This window comes from Brevundimonas sp. FV1ye4L, from assembly GCF_058681255.1.
Genome location: NZ_CM178734.1, coordinates 2,098,555 through 2,115,143, shown reverse-complemented (window position 1 = coordinate 2,115,143; position 16,589 = coordinate 2,098,555). Strand labels below are relative to the sequence as shown.

12 protein-coding genes, 1 tRNA gene and 1 pseudogene are annotated in these 16,589 nt (G+C 61.4%); 6 read left to right on the top strand and 8 right to left on the bottom strand.

Going from position 1 to position 16,589, the window contains the following annotated elements; translation table 11 throughout:
• The 6 genes from ACW17X_RS10215 to ACW17X_RS10190 all read right to left on the bottom strand — a co-directional run bounded on the left by ACW17X_RS10215 (position 1) and on the right by ACW17X_RS10190 (position 6,041).
• Positions 1-981 (bottom strand): esterase-like activity of phytase family protein, encoded by a 981-nt coding sequence (locus ACW17X_RS10215; protein ID WP_492097090.1) that lies wholly within the window; start codon positions 979-981, stop codon positions 1-3.
• Positions 978-2,861, bottom strand: a complete 1,884-nt coding sequence (gene cobT / locus ACW17X_RS10210; protein WP_492097088.1) for a cobaltochelatase subunit CobT — start codon at positions 2,859-2,861, stop codon at positions 978-980. Before cobT ends, ACW17X_RS10215 begins: the two co-directional genes overlap by 4 nt.
• Before the next feature lie 41 nt (positions 2,862-2,902).
• Entirely contained in the window at positions 2,903-4,156 is a 1,254-nt protein-coding gene (locus ACW17X_RS10205) for a DUF418 domain-containing protein (RefSeq protein ID WP_492097086.1), read from the bottom strand.
• A 38-nt stretch (positions 4,157-4,194) separates the two neighbouring features.
• A complete protein-coding gene (locus ACW17X_RS10200; RefSeq protein ID WP_492097084.1) occupies positions 4,195-4,752 on the bottom strand; it encodes a phthalate transporter in 558 nt (185 codons plus the stop codon).
• A complete protein-coding gene (locus tag ACW17X_RS10195; RefSeq protein WP_492097083.1) occupies positions 4,749-5,630 on the bottom strand; it encodes a 3-hydroxybutyryl-CoA dehydrogenase in 882 nt (293 codons plus the stop codon). The genes ACW17X_RS10200 and ACW17X_RS10195 overlap by 4 nt, the downstream gene beginning before the upstream one ends.
• Before the next feature lie 105 nt (positions 5,631-5,735).
• Positions 5,736-6,041 carry a YggT family protein gene (locus ACW17X_RS10190; RefSeq protein WP_492097082.1) on the bottom strand — a complete coding sequence of 102 codons (306 nt, stop codon included), beginning with the start codon at positions 6,039-6,041 and terminating at the stop codon, positions 5,736-5,738.
• Between the two features lie 166 nt (positions 6,042-6,207).
• On the opposite strand from ACW17X_RS10190, the gene ACW17X_RS10185 reads away from it, so the two are divergent.
• The 3 genes and pseudogenes from ACW17X_RS10185 (at position 6,208) to ACW17X_RS10175 (ending at position 8,287) form a co-directional block, all read left to right on the top strand.
• Positions 6,208-6,283, top strand: a tRNA-Ala gene (locus ACW17X_RS10185).
• 69 nt (positions 6,284-6,352) lie between these two features.
• A pseudogene (locus ACW17X_RS10180) lies at positions 6,353-6,529 on the top strand (DUF6538 domain-containing protein); the annotation flags it as partial.
• Positions 6,530-6,550: 21 nt separating this feature from the next.
• Positions 6,551-8,287: a site-specific integrase gene (locus ACW17X_RS10175; RefSeq protein WP_492100461.1), complete on the top strand. Its 1,737-nt coding sequence runs from the start codon at positions 6,551-6,553 to the stop codon at positions 8,285-8,287.
• A 44-nt stretch (positions 8,288-8,331) separates the two neighbouring features.
• Here ACW17X_RS10175 and ACW17X_RS10170 read toward each other — a convergent pair whose 3' ends face one another.
• Positions 8,332-12,225 (bottom strand): NACHT domain-containing protein, encoded by a 3,894-nt coding sequence (locus tag ACW17X_RS10170; RefSeq protein ID WP_492097080.1) that lies wholly within the window; start codon positions 12,223-12,225, stop codon positions 8,332-8,334.
• A gap of 197 nt (positions 12,226-12,422) precedes the next feature.
• On the opposite strand from ACW17X_RS10170, the gene ACW17X_RS10165 reads away from it, so the two are divergent.
• The 3 genes from ACW17X_RS10165 (at position 12,423) to ACW17X_RS10155 (ending at position 15,090) form a co-directional block, all read left to right on the top strand.
• Entirely contained in the window at positions 12,423-12,971 is a 549-nt protein-coding gene (locus ACW17X_RS10165) for a recombinase family protein (protein ID WP_492097078.1), read from the top strand.
• Between the two features lie 142 nt (positions 12,972-13,113).
• Positions 13,114-13,644, top strand: coding sequence for a hypothetical protein (locus tag ACW17X_RS10160; RefSeq protein WP_492097076.1), 531 nt, complete (start codon positions 13,114-13,116; stop codon positions 13,642-13,644).
• A 528-nt stretch (positions 13,645-14,172) separates the two neighbouring features.
• Positions 14,173-15,090 carry a hypothetical protein gene (locus ACW17X_RS10155; RefSeq protein ID WP_492097075.1) on the top strand — a complete coding sequence of 306 codons (918 nt, stop codon included), beginning with the start codon at positions 14,173-14,175 and terminating at the stop codon, positions 15,088-15,090.
• 847 nt (positions 15,091-15,937) lie between these two features.
• Here the strand turns inward: ACW17X_RS10155 and ACW17X_RS10150 are convergent.
• Entirely contained in the window at positions 15,938-16,576 is a 639-nt protein-coding gene (locus ACW17X_RS10150) for a hypothetical protein (RefSeq protein WP_492097073.1), read from the bottom strand.
• Between the last annotated feature and the right edge of the window lie 13 nt (positions 16,577-16,589).

The following is a 16,589-nucleotide window of genomic DNA, read 5'->3' as shown; positions in this document are numbered from 1 at the left end:
CTATCGGAGGTCGAAGGCCAGCAGCAAGGTGCGCTGGGCGGGGTTGGCGTTGTCGTCTGACAGCAGATAGAGCCGTGTGCCCTGGCCCCGCCGCTCGGCCGCGACGCCCTCGAAGTTGTCGGTCGTGCCGGGCAGTTTCAACTCGACCAGCACCGAACCCGGAGTCCCATCGGGCGCCAATCGGCGAATACGTCCGCGCATGTCGAACGGCGGCGAATAGCGACGCTCGACCATGAACCACCCCTCTCCCGAGGGATCGCGATCCAGGCCGGTGGAGCGATAGTCGCTGTCTTTCGGCGCTTCAGCCGGTGGCGGGGTGACCATGCGGCACCGTTCGGCCGTGCAGTCCCACACGCCGCCCCCTTCGCCCAGGGCGCGCCAGCCTTCGCCTTGGCGCGGCAGGGCGGCGGCCAGACCTTCCATACCCTCATTTTCGGGGAAGGCCGCGTCGGGCGCCGACACAGGCGCCGGTGCGCGCAGGGCGGACAGGGGGCCGTAGTTCCAGATGCGGTGACGGCGCTCGAAACTGATCAGCAGATCGCCGGAGCGGGTTAGGGCCAGGCCTTCTGCGTCTCCGTCGATCTTGTCGGCGATCGGCTGGCCATTCTCCAGCGTCAAGCGACGCGACGCCAGGCGATCGACGCCCACAAGTCGTCCTTGGGCGTCAAGCCGAAGCACGCCCCGAACCAGATCTCCGGCGTCGGACACGGCCACGAAACCCCCGTCGCCGGTCAGCTTCAGGTCCGAAAGCCCGTGCAGGGGCGAGCCCAGGCCCGCGACGATCTCCACCCCGCCGGCGAAACGGACGTCGGGCGCCAGCACCGCCCCAGGCAGGCCCAGGCCGACGGTCTTCAGTTCCGCCGGCGCGAAGGTCCAGCCGTCGCCGTGGGAAAGATCAGGCTGGGGCGGGCCGAGGGTGGCGGCGCAGGCCGTCAGCGCTAGGGCGGCCCAGGCGACGGCGAGGCGACGCAACCGGCTCATGCGGCCAGCTTCTTGCGCACCCGCCGGGCCGGAACAGCGGCGCTTTCGGCCTCGAACAGTTCCGCCAGCTTCTCCGTCATGGCGCCAGCCAGTTGTTCCACATCGACGATGGTCAGGGCCTTGCGGTACCAGCGGGTCACGTCGTGGCCGATGCCGATGGCCAGAAGCTCGACCGGCGACCGGTCCTCGATCTCGGCGATCACCTGGCGCAGGTGCTTGTCCAGATAGAGGGCGGCGTTGGCCGACTGGGTGGAGTCGTCGACCGGCGAGCCGTCGGAAATGACCATCAGTATGCGGCGCTGCTCGGTCCGGGCCAGCAGGCGATTGTGCGCCCATTGCAGGGCCTCGCCGTCGATATTCTCTTTCAGCAGGCCTTCGCGCATCATCAGGCCCAGGTTCTTCTTGGCCCGGCGCCAAGGCGCGTCGGCGGCCTTGTAGATGATGTGGCGCAGGTCGTTCAGGCGGCCCGGATTGGCGGGCTTGCCCGCGCTGATCCAGGCCTCGCGGCTCTGTCCGCCCTTCCAGGCCCGGGTGGTGAAGCCCAGGATCTCGACCTTGACCCCGCACCGCTCCAAGGTCCGGGCCAGGATGTCGGCGCAGACCGCCGCCACCATGATCGGTCGCCCGCGCATCGAACCGGAGTTATCCAGCAACAGGGTCACGACTGTGTCGCGGAACGGGCTCTCGCTCTCGGCCTTGAACGACAGGGGGGCGGTGGGGTCGGTCACGATCCGGGTCAGGCGCGCCGTGTCCAGCATTCCCTCTTCCAGATCGAACATCCAGGAGCGGTTCTGCTGGGCCAGCAGGCGGCGTTGCAGCTTGTTGGCCAGGCGAGAGACCACGCTGGACAGGATGGTCAACTGCTGGTCCAGCAGGTTGCGCAGCCGCTCCAGCTCCATCGGGTCGCACAGGTCGGCGGCGTCCACCACCTCGTCATAGGCGGTGGTGAAGACGCGGTAGAAGTCGACCGCCCGGCCGTCGTCGGCGGTCTGCTGGCGATTGGGCTGCTGGCCTTCGTTCAGCTCCGGCCCGTCCTCGGCGCCGTCGCCGTCGGGGTCGGCGGGCGCGCCCTCGGGGCGGCTTTCGCGCTCTTGCTCCGACGACTGATCATCGGCGTCGCCCTCCATCGACTGGGAGCCCTCGCCGCCCTGCTCGTCCTCGTCCTCGTCGGGTTCGTCGCTGGCGTCGGGCTCCTGGGGATCCGGCTCCTCGTCGCCGGGGTCCTCGGACGTGTCCTCGCCGCGTCCGTCGCCGGGATCCAGGTCCAGAGCGCGCAGCACGTCGCGCATCTTCTCGGCGAAGCCCGCCTGGTCGGCCGCGGTCGCCGCCAGGGCGTCCAGCTTTTCTCCCGCCTTGGCCTCGATGCCGGCGCGGACCAGGTCCAGCATGGACTTGGCGCCGTCCGGCGAAGGGCGGCCGGTCAGGCGTTCGCGGACCAGCAGGGCCACCGCTTCGGACACCGGCACCCGGTCCGGCTCGGCGATGCGAAGGGCGCCGGTCTTCTCGAGCCGCGTCAACAGGGCGGCGCCCAGATTGTCGCGCACCCCGGCCAGATATTCCGAGCCCACGGCCTCCACCCGCGCCTGTTCGACCGCGTCGAACACCTCGGCCGCCTTGCTGTCGAGCGGCCGCATGCGGGCGTTGATGTCCGTGTCGTGATTGGCCAGGCGCAGGGCCAGACGGTCGGCCTGACCTCGCAAGGAGGCGCTCTCGGGTCCCGAGGGATCGCGCGGCGGATGCGGCAGGGTCAGAACCCCGCCGACCAGTTTGGGACCATCCGAACCGAACACCACCTCCAGCTCGGGCTGTTCGGCCAGGGCGCGGGCGGCATGGCCCAGCGCGCGCTTGAAGGTTTCGGCGGGAGTATCCGGGGCGGCCATGGCCCCCAGTTAATCCCTTCGCGCCTGCGATAAAAGCGCGATCAGGCCTCTTTTCGGATCGGCACCAGCCGACCGTAGGTCAGACAACGCCAGACCCACTCCAGCGGCCCCATGCTGAACCGCGACAGCCACAGCGGCGACCAGATCAGCTGCAGCGCCCAAACGGCCGCCACCAGCCCCCACATGCCGACATAATCGACCTGCCCAAACAGGCGGGGCCCCCACGGCATGTAGAAGACGGTGGTCATGATCAGGGTCTGGGACAGGTAGTTGGTGAAGGCCATCTGGCCCACGGGCCTCAGGGGCGCCAGCCAGGAAGGGCCTTTTCGGGCGACCAGCACGATCAGGCTGACATAGGCCAGGGTGACGAAGATGGGGAAGGAGGCGACGACCTCCGCCAGCCCCCGTGTCGGGTGGGCGCCCTTCGGCGCCATGATCTCGGGCCATTCCAGTACGCCCAGCAGGGCCAGGACGGCGGCGCCCACAGCGAGCACGGCCAGATAAAGCCAGGTCGGCGCCCGCCCGCTGAGGAAGCCGGCCTTGAACAGACCCAGACCCGTCATCATCAGGGCCACCGTCGAAAAGACGAACATCGTCAGGCTGGCGCCCTGAAGAAACGCCCACGACATCAGATTCTGGCCCATGGCGCCCGCCCAACCGCTGCGATAGGCGGCGATGGCGGCCTGCACGGCTTCAAGCGTGTCCTGCGGCTGGCCTTGCTTCATCGCCTCGACGACCTCGGGCGGCCCGGCGACCATCAGCCAGGCCAGCCCCGCCTGCATGGCCCCCAGGAACAAGGTCACCCCAAGACCGACCCCGATCAGCACGGCGGCGGGCATTGATCGCATCAGCATCACGAACAGGCCTGACCAGGCGTAGAGCAGCAGGACGTCGCCGTACCAGAAGGCCAGCCCGTGGATCAGGGCGATGACCGCCAGCCAGAACAGTCGGCGACGCAGCAGCCGGCCGCGGGCCTCGTCATCGCGGTCGCCTCCGACGAGGAAGATCGAGGCGCCGAACAGCATCGAGAACAGGGTGATGAATTTCTGATGGAAGAAGACGTCCACGGCCCAGCGCGCCACGGCGTTGGGCCCGGTCACAGGAAACGGGCTCAGGTCCGCATTGCTGTAGACCATGAAGGGCAGGCCGAACGACACGACATTGACCGCCAGAATGCCCAGAACGGCCAGGCCCCGCATGATGTCCAGCGTGACGATGCGCGCTTCCGACTTGACGGGCGCCAGGGCCCCGCTCTGGTTCGGCGTCGTTTCGTTCGCTTGTGTTTCCATCGACATGGGATCCCCCAATCCCTGCGGTCAGGCCGCCGCGTTGCTCAAGCTTTCGGCATCAGGCCCAGTCTGTCCTTCACGGCCGGCTTGGCCTCGAAGGCGATGAAGGCGGCGCAAAGCCCCGCCCAGAGCGCATAGCTGACGCCGACGACCATGGCGATCGGAAGCCCGCCGACGCCGAAGATCAGCAAGGTCGTCTCGGTCGCGCCCAGGGCCTGCATCACGTCGCCGGCCTCGAACCAGCCGAACAGGGTCATCCCCAGGACCCAGAACACCTGAACCGCCGCTGCGGCCAGGCCGCCGAACAGCATGAACCGCCAAACGACGCCCAGCCGCGACCCCGGCCGGCCGCTGCGCCGGCGTTCCTCGATGATGCGCCACAGGGCGACGGGCACCACGACCAGGCCGATCAGTAGCACCAGCAGCCGCCAGTCCAGATCGCGTCCCACGCCGACGGTCTTGGGCGGCCAGAAGGGCAGGGTCAGCAGCAGGGGCGGCCAGGCGGCGCCGGCGACGGACGCCAGGATTGGGTACAGGGGCGTGGGGCGGGCATGGATCGTCGCCTGACCCGGCAGGTCGCTATAGCTCTCGAACCGGCTCATCGCGTCGGCGCCGGCGTGTCGCCGGAATAGTCGTAGAAGCCACGTCCGCTCTTGCGGCCCAGCCAACCGGCCTCGACATATTTCACCAGCAGGGGGCAGGGGCGGTATTTGCTGTCGGCCAGGCCGTCGTACAGCACGTTCATGATGGCCAGGACCACGTCCAGACCCATGAAGTCCGCCAGCTCCAGCGGCCCCATCGGATGATTGGCGCCTAGGCGCAGCGCCTTGTCGATGGAGGCGACATTCCCGACCCCCTCGTACAGGGCGAAGATCGCCTCGTTCATCATCGGCACCAGGATGCGGTTGACGATGAAGGCGGGGAAGTCCTCGGCGTCGGTGGTGGTCTTGCCCAGGCTCTCGGCGAAGGCGACGGCGGCCGAATGGGTCTCGGCCGAGGTGGCGATGCCGCGCACGATCTCGACCAGTTTCATCACCGGCGCCGGCTTCATGAAGTGCAGACCGATGAACCGGTCAGGCCGGTCCGAGGCCGAGGCCAGGCGGGTGATCGAAATCGACGAGGTGTTGGAGGCCAGCAGAGTCTGCGGTCCCAGATGGGGCGCGACCTGGGCGTAGATCGCCTTCTTGACCGCCTCGTCCTCCAGCGCCGCTTCGATGACCAGGTCGGCGCCGGCCACGGCGTCTGCGATGTCCTCGGTGACGCTGATACGGGCCAGGGCGGCGTCGGCGTCGGCCTGGGGGACCAGGCCGCGCCCGACATGGCGCGACAGGCTTGCGGCGATCTCGCCCTGGGCCAGCGGCAGCCGGGCGGCGGTCACGTCATAGAGTCGGACCGAATAGCCGCCCAGGGCCACGGCGTGGGCGATGCCTGCGCCCATCTGTCCGGCGCCCAGGACGGCGACTGTGGTGATCGTGCTCATGAACCGTGGTCAAAAATGGTCGGGGCCGGCACCTTTAGGAAGCTGGCGGCGCGGCGCAAGGGCGGAATCGCCCCTGGACGTCGGAATCCCGGCCGCCGTGTCGCCTCAGCCCAGCATCCCGATCAGGATCGGGGCGGCGGAGGCGTTGAACAGGATGCGGACGAACTGCAGCAGCAGCAGCACCACGATCGGCGAAATATCGATGCCGCCCAGGGGCGGAATGATTCGGCGGAACGGCTCCAGGATTGGGGCGGTGATCCGATCCAGGAAGTCGGCGATCTGGCTGACGAACCGGTTGCGGTGGTTGATCACGTCGAAGGCGAACAGCCAACTCAGGATCGCCTGGATGATGATGAACCAGACCATCAGGCCGATGACGGTGTTCACAAGCCAGACCAGGGCGGTGCCCATATGTATTCTCCTGCAAGGCGCGAACTGCGGCTTCTAGCCGTACCCGGCCCATCCCACAATCTTCCGTGCGCGCCTGCTTCGATTGCGCGCACAAGCCCGTTGACACCACGCCCGCCCGCCTTCTATGTCCCGCGCTCGCCTGGAGGCCCGACCCAGCAATGGAAACGGGGCCGTAGCTCAGTTGGTAGAGCGCGTCGTTCGCAATGACGAGGTCAGGGGTTCGACTCCCCTCGGCTCCACCAGGCGTTATCTTACAATGACTTAGAGTTGCCTCAGCGGCGCTGCTACGCACAGCTGCTACGCGAGGCCCTATGCCGCTGGTCACGAACGTCTTCCGACGCGGTGCTTCCTACTACTTCCGGACACGTGTTCCAGCACGGTTCACGACGCTGCTGGAGCGAAAGGAGCTATGGAGGTCACTTCGGACGCCGGACGGGCGCGAAGCGCGTCAGCGAGCTTCTGTAGCGGCCCTCTTGACGGAAGCTCTATGGCGCGATCTTGAGCTCCTCATGTTAAGTACGCCTAGGCCGACCCGAGCCGATATCGACGCGTTAATTGCCCGTTGGCTTCGTAGCAACCTGGATGAGGATGCCGTTCTCCGGCGTCGCACCGAGCAAGATCGGGAGGGTGAATGGCTCGCTGCCGTTATCCTTGAACCGGATCCGGTCGGCGCGGGTAGCGTCGTTGTAGAGACGCTTTCGCGCGAAGATCTGGACGAACTCGATGCGTCGAGTGAAGCTGTGATAGCTGCTCGAACAGGATCGCCGAGGAAGCTGATCACTGATGTAAACGAGATCCACCTCCGACGGGGTCTTCGACACCAGCGATACGAGGACAGTGCCAAGCGGCTCGCTACAGGTGATCTCAGCCTTGCTCGCCAGGACGTGATCAGCCTGTTGGATGCAGCCGGCCTGTCGGTCGATCCGAATAGTGATGCCTTCGACCTGGCTGTTCGGTCGATGGCCCGAGCGCACGCTGATTTCGCTCAGGCATCGGGGAAGCGAGATAGCGTTTCTTGGCGCCCCGGTTTGGAGCGGGATCCCGTCGAAGATGTCGTGGCGGCCTTAGACAAAAGGATTGCGTCGCAACCGGCGATGCCTTCGCTGCCGTCACCTCGACACTCGCGACGAGCCCTGTTGCCGTTCACCGTCGCCGCACAACAGGCGCTCCACGCAATAGCGAAGACGGATAATTTCAAGCCTAAACGGCGCGCGGATTATCAAAACGCCTTTGATGTCTTCATCAATTGGGTAGGGCGAAACCCAACACTTGCGGATATAACGCCAGAGATCGCAGGCGATTTTCAGGTCGCTTTGTCCGAACAGCCCGCCAACGCGAATGTTAGACCTGAATATAGGGGCTTAAGCAGCTTCGCCGAGCGCGCCGCGAAAGCAAAAGCCGATGGCGACGAGAAAACGCTTGGACCAGTCACGATTAACGGCAAATACCTGACCCCGCTCCGTCGTGTCTGCGAGTACCACAAAAAGGCTGGTTCCGGTCTGAGCAACCCGTTTGACGGGATTTCCGCTCAGACGCCGCGAAAGTCGGACCCAAAGGAGCAGCGTCGCGATTTTTCAATCAAAGAGCTTCAGCGCTTCTTCGATCTGCCAGCCTTCACAGGGGCGAAAGCGCTTTACGGGTCGAATTCGGCGCGTTCGGGCGACGTTCTCGTTGCCGATCATCGGTACTGGGTGCCGCTGATCTGCGTGTTCTCGGGGATGAGGCTGAACGAGGCGTGCGGATTGGCGATGACGGACGTGAAGGAAGAAGACGGGATCACCTATGTCCACATCCGCGACGACTTTCGAAACCAGAGGATCAAGTCCAACGCAGCTCGCCGGAAAGTGCCGATCCATCGGCAGCTCGTTGATCTCGGACTGATCGACCAGATCGCTTCGTGGAAGCGGGAGGGCTACGACCGTTTGTTCCCGGAGCTGAAGGTGGACAAGAGCGGCTACTACAGCCACGGACCGTCGAAGAAGTTTCTCGCGTGGATCAAGCGCATCGCTGACGATGACCCCGACGATCCCGGCAAGCTGGTATTCCACTCGACGCGTCATACCGTCATTTCGCGCCTGCGTGCCGCCGAAGTGCGGCAGGACGTGTCACACGAAATCGTTGGGCACGAAGAGGGTGACGTTCATGCCGGATACGGGAAGGTGGACTTGCTGACGCTGAAGACCGCGATCGATAAGATCTCCTATCCGGGCCTCGACCTATCTAGGCTGCGCCGACGGCCCCATTGATCTATAGCACGCGGTCAATCTGCTTGAATTGTATGCAGACTTGCTCAGTGCCACGTCAATGACGACAGGGTATCATTCACGGGCGCGGCGGTTCGTTCCCTCCATCGTTGTAGAAGCGTGTGAAAGCCGTACCTCACATCATAGTTATCCCTTGTGCGTTCTAATATCGCGCTCGCAGCGGACCAAGCTCTTTCGTCGCCGGCCATGACGCCGTCACTGAGTGACAGCATGAGAATATTTGCGATCGTTTCGTCACTGCCAGACCAATCAAGAAGGAGAACATTTCGTACGGCTTCGGTGATCATATCTAGATCGGACGTCGTAAACGCGGACAGAGCAGCCGCCGCAAGGTGTTGCTCCGGACCGGAAAACGAATCCTTCTCCAGCGAAATAAGTATGTTCAAATCCAGAGCGAACCGCTCCTTCAGCTCACGTCTAATTCGATCACCGACAGAGTTAGACGAGTCTCGCTCCCTCAGCAGCATTGAGCCTTGTGAGGCGACACCGGGGAGAATATGGGGCAGCAGAACATCGTCAATCGGAAGACATAAAGTGCAGCGTCTGGTTGGTGATAGGTATCGGCGCGGCTGAACGAGGGCTGCCCGAGCCGATATGGCCGGCATTAAATTCTCATGATGCGGCGAGTATTCTCTTAAGGTTGCCGTGAAGTCTATTAACATCCTATCGGCAAATCCCGAGGAGATGAATTTTTCCAATGCCGATGCTGATTCTTCAGTCTGGAAGAAGTCTGCCGCTGACTGAGGGATGGTGATCGACTCCTTGTGCGGGCTGAATAAGAGGTGGGCGACTATCGTCGGGTAACGCGCAAATCCATCCGCCCAATCGGTATCGTCGAAATTGCTCTCCAAAGTTATCGAGGTCTCATATCCTGGGTATCCCCGTCCAAAGGGTTCCCTCTCTGATGCCTCGGACTGAGCAGAGAGATGATCTCGAATGAAAGGCCCAATCGAACCCGGCATCAGCGTCAGAGTTTCAAGATCTGTCTGCGCCCACTCAACCAAATTTTCGAAAGTCACGCCATTTGCCTCGGCATAAGCAGCTAACGCCAAGTAGCACCCCTGGAGTGCGCCCTCGGTTTGGCTAAGCGCTTTCCAGTGGTCGCTGCTCCAAGACTGAATGTCATGCGCGAGCTGAGATTCGTACATTGTTAGGGTTCCCAAGCCCGCGAGATCAATCTCCACCTCTTTGATCTCTTGCACGCGATGGCGACCGACATAGCGGGCGCTACGAAAGATCGCTCTCAATGTAGGGGCAATCTCTAACGAGAGCCCTGCTCGGATAATGACCTCGTCGGGCAGTTCATCGCGCGAACAGATGATCGTATAAGCAGCGTCGGCAGCGTCGCCGATCTGGCGCCACCCCTCAGAACCGACCAACTGCAAAGCCCAGGCACGGATCCAAGTTGGAAGTGGCGGGTAATCTTGCCAAGGCTCTGCGCGGATCGCGAGGGTCTGTAGCACAAATCTCTTCAGTTGTAGTGATGATTGGTTCAGATAGCGTGTGACCTGCGTAATTTCTTCCTCATCATCCATTACCATTCGGGTGAGCAGGAGAACGGCACCAAGCAGCTCTGACTCTGAGCGCTCAGAAAGAGCGTTTAGAAACAACTTTTTGAGCCAAGATTTACTTCGATGAGGAAATACGTCTTCAGTGATCCAGAGTGCATCGGCACATCCACATAGCGCAGATATGCAGTATTGGAAGTCTGCTCGGATGCGTCTATCTTCCTCAAGTACTCCTTCTTCGATCACTCTCGATGTTTGAATTGCCCCAAGAGCCAACCGCATCGAGAGGAGCCGCGAGTCTTCGCCGAACGCACGTTCGTTAACCTCCTGCAGTACCTCGATCACCACGGCGATTTCGGGCTTCCGATTTTCCTCGATCAGAGCGCTGATGTAAAAGTGAAGAACCTCTCTCCAATGGGAATCTCGCGCCAATAGAAGGAGTCGGTCTTTCAAGTCCTGGCGGCCACCCGCTTCGTACAGATACTCAGCGGCAAAAAATTCTTGAAGTGGTCTAATATCAAACCTAACAAAATTGCCACTTTCTGGCGTGTTAACTAACACAAGCCTATCTGTAGTGGCCTCCATGACAACTTCAACGGTGCTATTAATGTCGTCTTCTTGCAGAGTCTCGACCACGTCTTTGACGATAATCTTGAACTCGTCCTTGGGTATTGATGTGGTCGCGCCTGCGCTGGTCTCCGCTCGGGAGTGCAGTTCAAACCCTAGGCGGGCGTGCAGGCTTTTCAATAGTTTGTCACGTCTCAGCATGTCTGCCAAAGCAGGGTTCGGGAGTGTCCTGTTGGCTTCCCTCTTTTTGATCACCTCGTAAAAATTATCGAATAACTGCCATTTGCGCTCGGGCGGTCGTCCTCCACCTCTAACCACTACGGCCATGATGTGGGCCTGAAGGGGGGTCGTCATGATCTCTCGAATCGTGGCGCTCTGGGCGGCTTCCTCTAAGATCGCGATTGACTCTGCGCTCTCGGCGGCGCTCCGACCAATCTGAAGAACCGGTCGAGCGCAAGCTAAGGCTTGGCGCACATCGAGCTTGGCTAAGTTTACCGCTGCATGATCAAGTTCATCGAACTGACCTGAGTAGCCTTGGGGGCGTGAAGTGCATACGACCAAGGCGTCGGCATGTAGGGCAATAAGCCAATCGTTGGTGAAATATGTCACCTCATCGGCGACAGCATCCTTTACGTCGCCTGGTACTTCGTCCAGTCCATCGAATACAAACAGCCAACGACCTGATGAAACCGCGCTCCTCAGATCGCCGATCGAAACTGGCTGGGCAATGCTGGCAGCCAGCTGCTCCGCAAGATAAGTGATAATCCGTTTGGATTGACCTGATGTCCTGGCACCAAACCACTGGGCGAAAAGGCGCAATTCTATTGAAACTGGCACGCGTGGGACCAGCGGCCAGATTGCGTCATCGATCGCGCGTGCCCTTACCTCCTCCGCGCGGTCTCTTTGCTTTGGCGTCACTGCCGGTCCTTGCGGACCCAATATGATCGCGGCGCGATGGATTTGCGCCAAGAACTGGGTCGATGTCGACTTCCCTTGTCCCGGTCCGCCTTTTATGAACCAAACACGGCTGCGCTTCGGATGGCGTAGCCATGATTGCCAAGCTTCAGATTGAGGTGCGGATGGTGTCAGATTGTGGTTCAGTGATGAGGCGTGGGCAAGATCTACTGCAACTTTTCGCTTTCTTGAAGATTTGCCAAAATGATAAGGTAGGTCGGTGTATAAAGAATGAATTCCTGGTCTGTTGTCAGCGTCAGATCCAGCCTGATCTAGCTTTGTATACTGGTGGTCGTCAAATCTTGTGACAACAAGGTCGCGTATCACGCTTTCCCGGGATGCGTCTGAGTTTATGATCTTGCGATACATTGAAGCTATTACGTGGCCCGGCGTCACCATGTCAGCGTAGTAGTTTGCTACGTCAGGGTGAGCCGCAAGAAGGGCGATGATCTTCGAACCGCCCCAAATATGGAAATTGTCGCTATGTGCTGGAAACGCACTCTCGACCAAAGAGCGTGCCTTATCAAACGAGCCAGTTTCAGGTTTCCCCGTTGGATCGATATTGGTCGCGATTATCCAGTTATTAGGAAAATGCCGGTCCCCGGATGGATCGGAGAAGAGTTTCAATTCTTCCTCGATCCGGCTCAGCAGCCATTTATTTGGATCTTTCGATAGATGCTGTTTGTGGAACTTGGATTGAATGTACCAAACACCGGACCATCGGTCTGTTTCGCTAGGATAGGGGGCTTCGCCCTCGAACCATCCATCCCGCCCTCCGTCTGCGCCAGGACCAAAGCCTGTGGCTCCTGCGCCCAAGACGCGCAATGCCAACATATTGACTAGCTGCTCAAACGTTGCTGGGTCGAGCCGTGACAGTTCAAACGCTTCCATACAACGCCCCTCCCGAGTATTTTTAACGCTACGGTTGTGGCGGGGCGGCGGGGCGGCGTCAACCAACCTTTCGTTCTGCATAGGTATACCGTATCGAGACGCCTCTCTGGGTTGCGAATGCCGCCTCTTTTGGGTTGTTTCCCGTTTTTGGGACGGTAGACTCTCCAAGGTTTAGACCTTTCGAGACGGAGAGCGATGTGGGTGAATGCGTGGGCTACGGAAGGGCCTCCACGACGGATCAGTCGGTCGCCATCCAGGAAGAACAGCTTCGAGCCGCTGGCTGCACTGAGGTGTTTTCTGAAAAGAAGTCTGGGACGAGTCGAGCTGGGCAAGAGCAACTGGATCTCGCGCTTCGCTTCGTCCGCCGGGGTGACGTTTTCATGGTCACGAGGCTTGATCGCCTTGCACGGTCGATTTCAGACCTGAGTAGAATCATTGAGGAGCTGAACGCCAAGGGCGTGGGGTTCCGATGTCTGCAGCAGGGGGCGGTCGACACCACCACGCCTGAAGGGCGCTTGATGCTCCAGATCCTCGGATCCATGGCCGAGTTCGAAAACGCCATCCGCAAAGAGCGCCAGGCGGAGGGTATCGAAAAGGCGAAGTCCGAAGGGCGCTACAGGGGACGTCCGAAGACAATCGATCCGGACGAAATCAATAAGCTCGTCAAGACCGGCGTCGGCGCCACAGCGATTGCCAAGCAACTCGGCATCGGGCGAGCCTCTGTCTACAGAGCGATCAACAGTTAAGGCTGGACAACATCGATTTGCTGGGCTATATTATTGTCACTCCCCACTTCTCGGGGTACGCCTGCCCTAACTCCTAGCCCCCCCCACAATCTATATGGCTAATATCGCCCCTCGGTCTCCGAGTGCGTTGGCGCATCACGGTATGTCGCATGACATGGCCGAAGCGTACGCAAAGCTCTGGCGCACGCATGGCATCACGCACGCTCTGACGATTTCGCCGGGCGTGTCTGCCAGCGGGTTTGACGCTGACGCCCTGACCGAAACCCTCAAACGGTTGGTCCGCGATGCCACGCACCAGATGCGTGGTCTGTCTCGGCGGCGCCTCCGGGACATTGATCACCGTGATCCCAACCTGGTTTTCATCGCCGGCTTCATCGAAGGCGAAACGAAGACGGGCTCCACCTTCATGCACATGCATGGCGGTGTCGCACTCCGTCCGCTGGAGGAAATCGCCTTCCGAAATATTCTTTGGGAGAGGATCGGCGAGGACAGAAACAAGCCACTTCAACCGCTCGAACCGACCAGAACAACAAATCCGCTTTCACCGACTCGCGTACCGCTCACTTTTGACTTCCAACGCCTGAAGACCGCGCCGCTATGGCAACGCTACTCCACCAAACACGCCGTTAAATCCGACTTCGCTTTCATCTCGACAAACCACCTCCTCGCCTAGACTCTGACGCTCTGACGCTCTGACGCTCTGACGCTCTGACGCTCTGACGCTCTGACGCTCTGACGCTCTGACGCTCTGAAGCTCTGACACTCTGAAGCTCTGACACTCTGAAGCTATGCCGCTGCCAACGCGCCACGACCTTTCGTCGGCGCGAAATCCTCCGAGTCGATCCAAGCCATCGGATGATGGCGGCAGGCGTCGGGGGTCCCGGTGAACCACGTGCCAGCCGGCGCCAAAAGCGACAACGCCCGGACGGGGCTTAGTCGCCCGTTTAAAAAGCGGCAAAGCCTCAGTCGGCACGTCTCAACCGCAGTCCGCCATCCGAGCGGAGGACCTGGAGAGGGAAGACGTTCCTCCTCCAGTTCCAATGCTGCCTGAAAGGAAGGGTGACGATCCTTCCTTGAAAAAGGAGCCTGGTCCAAGAGACCGAGACCGGAGCTTCAAGGCAACAAGGACGGCGGGCTGCACCTCCTCAATCGGACCAACCAGTCCGAACAAGCCAAACCCTCTGTCGAGAGCGACGAGATTATGATCACCCCCACACCGAGCATCACCCTGCCGGACAACATCACCGCCCCTATCGCCTGGGAAGCGGCAGACTTCATCACCCAGCTGACTGACTGGAGGGTCATCCAGACCAGTACCGATCCATTGGCGTTCGACATCGAATGGGACGACGTCTTCGCCGAAGCCTTCGAGTTCGATGGCAGCTGGCAGACCCGGGACCTCGCCAACGCCCACATCGCCCGGTGGATCACCGACATCATCCGGACTGACCTGAACAAGACCAGCATCCGGAAAATGAGTCTCCAGGTGCCCCAGGATGCCCGTCTAGAGCCGTTCCTTGCTGGGCTGAAGGAAAGGGTCTGCATAGCGCTCAGCGACGCTCTGACGGCCCACTACAATGTATCCCTGAAGCAGTGGGAACGTGACGCCCGAAGCTGCGCTGGACGGATCTCGGACCCCATCGACCGAGCACGCTTCCGGTCCTACGTCGGTCTGGATCAGGTCGTCAGCGAGGACGCAGCGCGCAAAGCGATCAAGTACGTCTTCCATCGCATGCACTGGTTCCTCAAGCAGGAAGCGCACTGGACCGACCTGGAGCCTGACTGGCGCTTCGCCAGGGCCGCTCCCCGCCGCGACGCCGCCGACGAAGCCACAAGAGCACGCGCCTTGGTTTGCCGCTGTGTCGAGGTGTTGGCGAAGGAGGATCTGGCTCTTCGTCTACACCATGGCGACCAGTCGCAGATGACCCGCGATACCATCCGGGACGATCTGGAGAAGCGGTTCGCAAACGACGGTGTGTGGGGCCTGATCAACCTCGCCTTGGTGCAAGATCGGAAAGCCTTCTCGATCCTGTCGCCGGACATGACGCAGGAAGAAACCAGGGACATCATCGAGCGTCAGGAGCAGCGACTGTTCGTCCCGCATAGGATGCGCCATTAGACAAAGTCTTAGGTTTGGGGCGCCTATAGCCACCCAGATGCCTTCATTGCCGACAGGTCGGGAACAGATCCCTTACACCCCTGTCGGCTTTGACCGTTTCATGGCTTCCGGTGTGCGCCTTTCGTGCGGATCGTCTCGGTCGGTATAGGGGCGTGTCGGGCATCGAGGTCGTATTCGTTGAGTCTGAACGTCCGTCCGATCCGGGGTATAAGAACAACGAGGTGGAACCAGGTTTGCTCAATCGGATCGGTTACGCGCTGGCGTATCCCGCAGTCCGAAACTCGAAAGCCTTATACCGGTCGCCCGGCGCAGATCGGCGCCTGACGGTTGAACCGTTCCCAGACGACGGTGGTGCCGCTCCGGATCATGGCGCAGTTCACTTCGACGTTTCTGGGGGTCCAGCAGATCGCGGTGACGCGATTGTAGCTGCGGCCAACCCGGAGGCAGCTGATGGTCGATCCGCTGACTAGGCGTTCCAGCTCTGCCTTTGCCGCCGCTGCCGACGCTGTGGGGCAGGGATGTCCCGGTGAGCAGGTCTCGTCAGACTCCCTCGCCGCCACGGCATGAAGCCGAACCCGCGTTCCATCCTTGCAGCGTAGGGTGTCTCCATCGTTCACGTAAGCGACCTGACAGGTGAAGCGGTCGGCTTGAGGACGCCTCGCCGTCGTCGACGCTTCCGCGTCACCAGGAACCCCCTGTAGCCCTCCCAGGAGCCCAAGGAGCGCTAGTGCGGCGGGGGTCTTGAACATCCGGTCGCTCGACCTCTCTCGACACCTGTGCGGCTGCTCAGAGGTCGTCCGGGCTCGGTGTTGAACGGTCATCATCTGTCTGTCTTGCCAGGCAGACATTAAAGCCAGTTATCTCGGCGTCGGCCTCGAACAGGCTCGGGCAGGTCCACCTTGGTCATTCGTTGCTGCGACGCTGCCTCGGCCCGCGCTTCCCGGCGTTTCTGGGCGCGTTGAAGGGCGTCGCGCTGGGCCTCGTCGTGGCCGCTGTCCCAGCACCATGGCTTTAGAGGAATGGCGAGAATGAAGACGCCACTGCTCGGGTTTCGCCGTGCGACCTCGACCTGCCGGGGGTACACACCGCACCGCTGACAACGAAGGCGAAGTTTCTGAAGGGAGGTGTCGGCAAGGTTGTTGCCGATCCGCCAGAGGTCGATCTCCGTGATTATGCCACAGCCAATACAGGAGATCGTCGCTACGACGCTTGAATCCTGAACCAGATCTCGAGCCGTAACGGTTTCCGGGCGCCACTCGCTTTCAGGCTTCGCGCGCATATCCACCTCTGCGCCATGAGGTGGCGGGTTCCGGATTACGGCGACGGGCAGGACAATGATCCTGGCCTGCGGCGCGCAAGCGCCGGCCTTGGTCGGTGCGCAAACCGGCGTAAATGATGTGCAGATGATCCATTCCTGAACTCCACACCGACCCGGCGTCACAATGTTTATGTTTTGTTCCCTTTTCAATGCTCGCTTGACCGTCATCCCCAAACCGTCC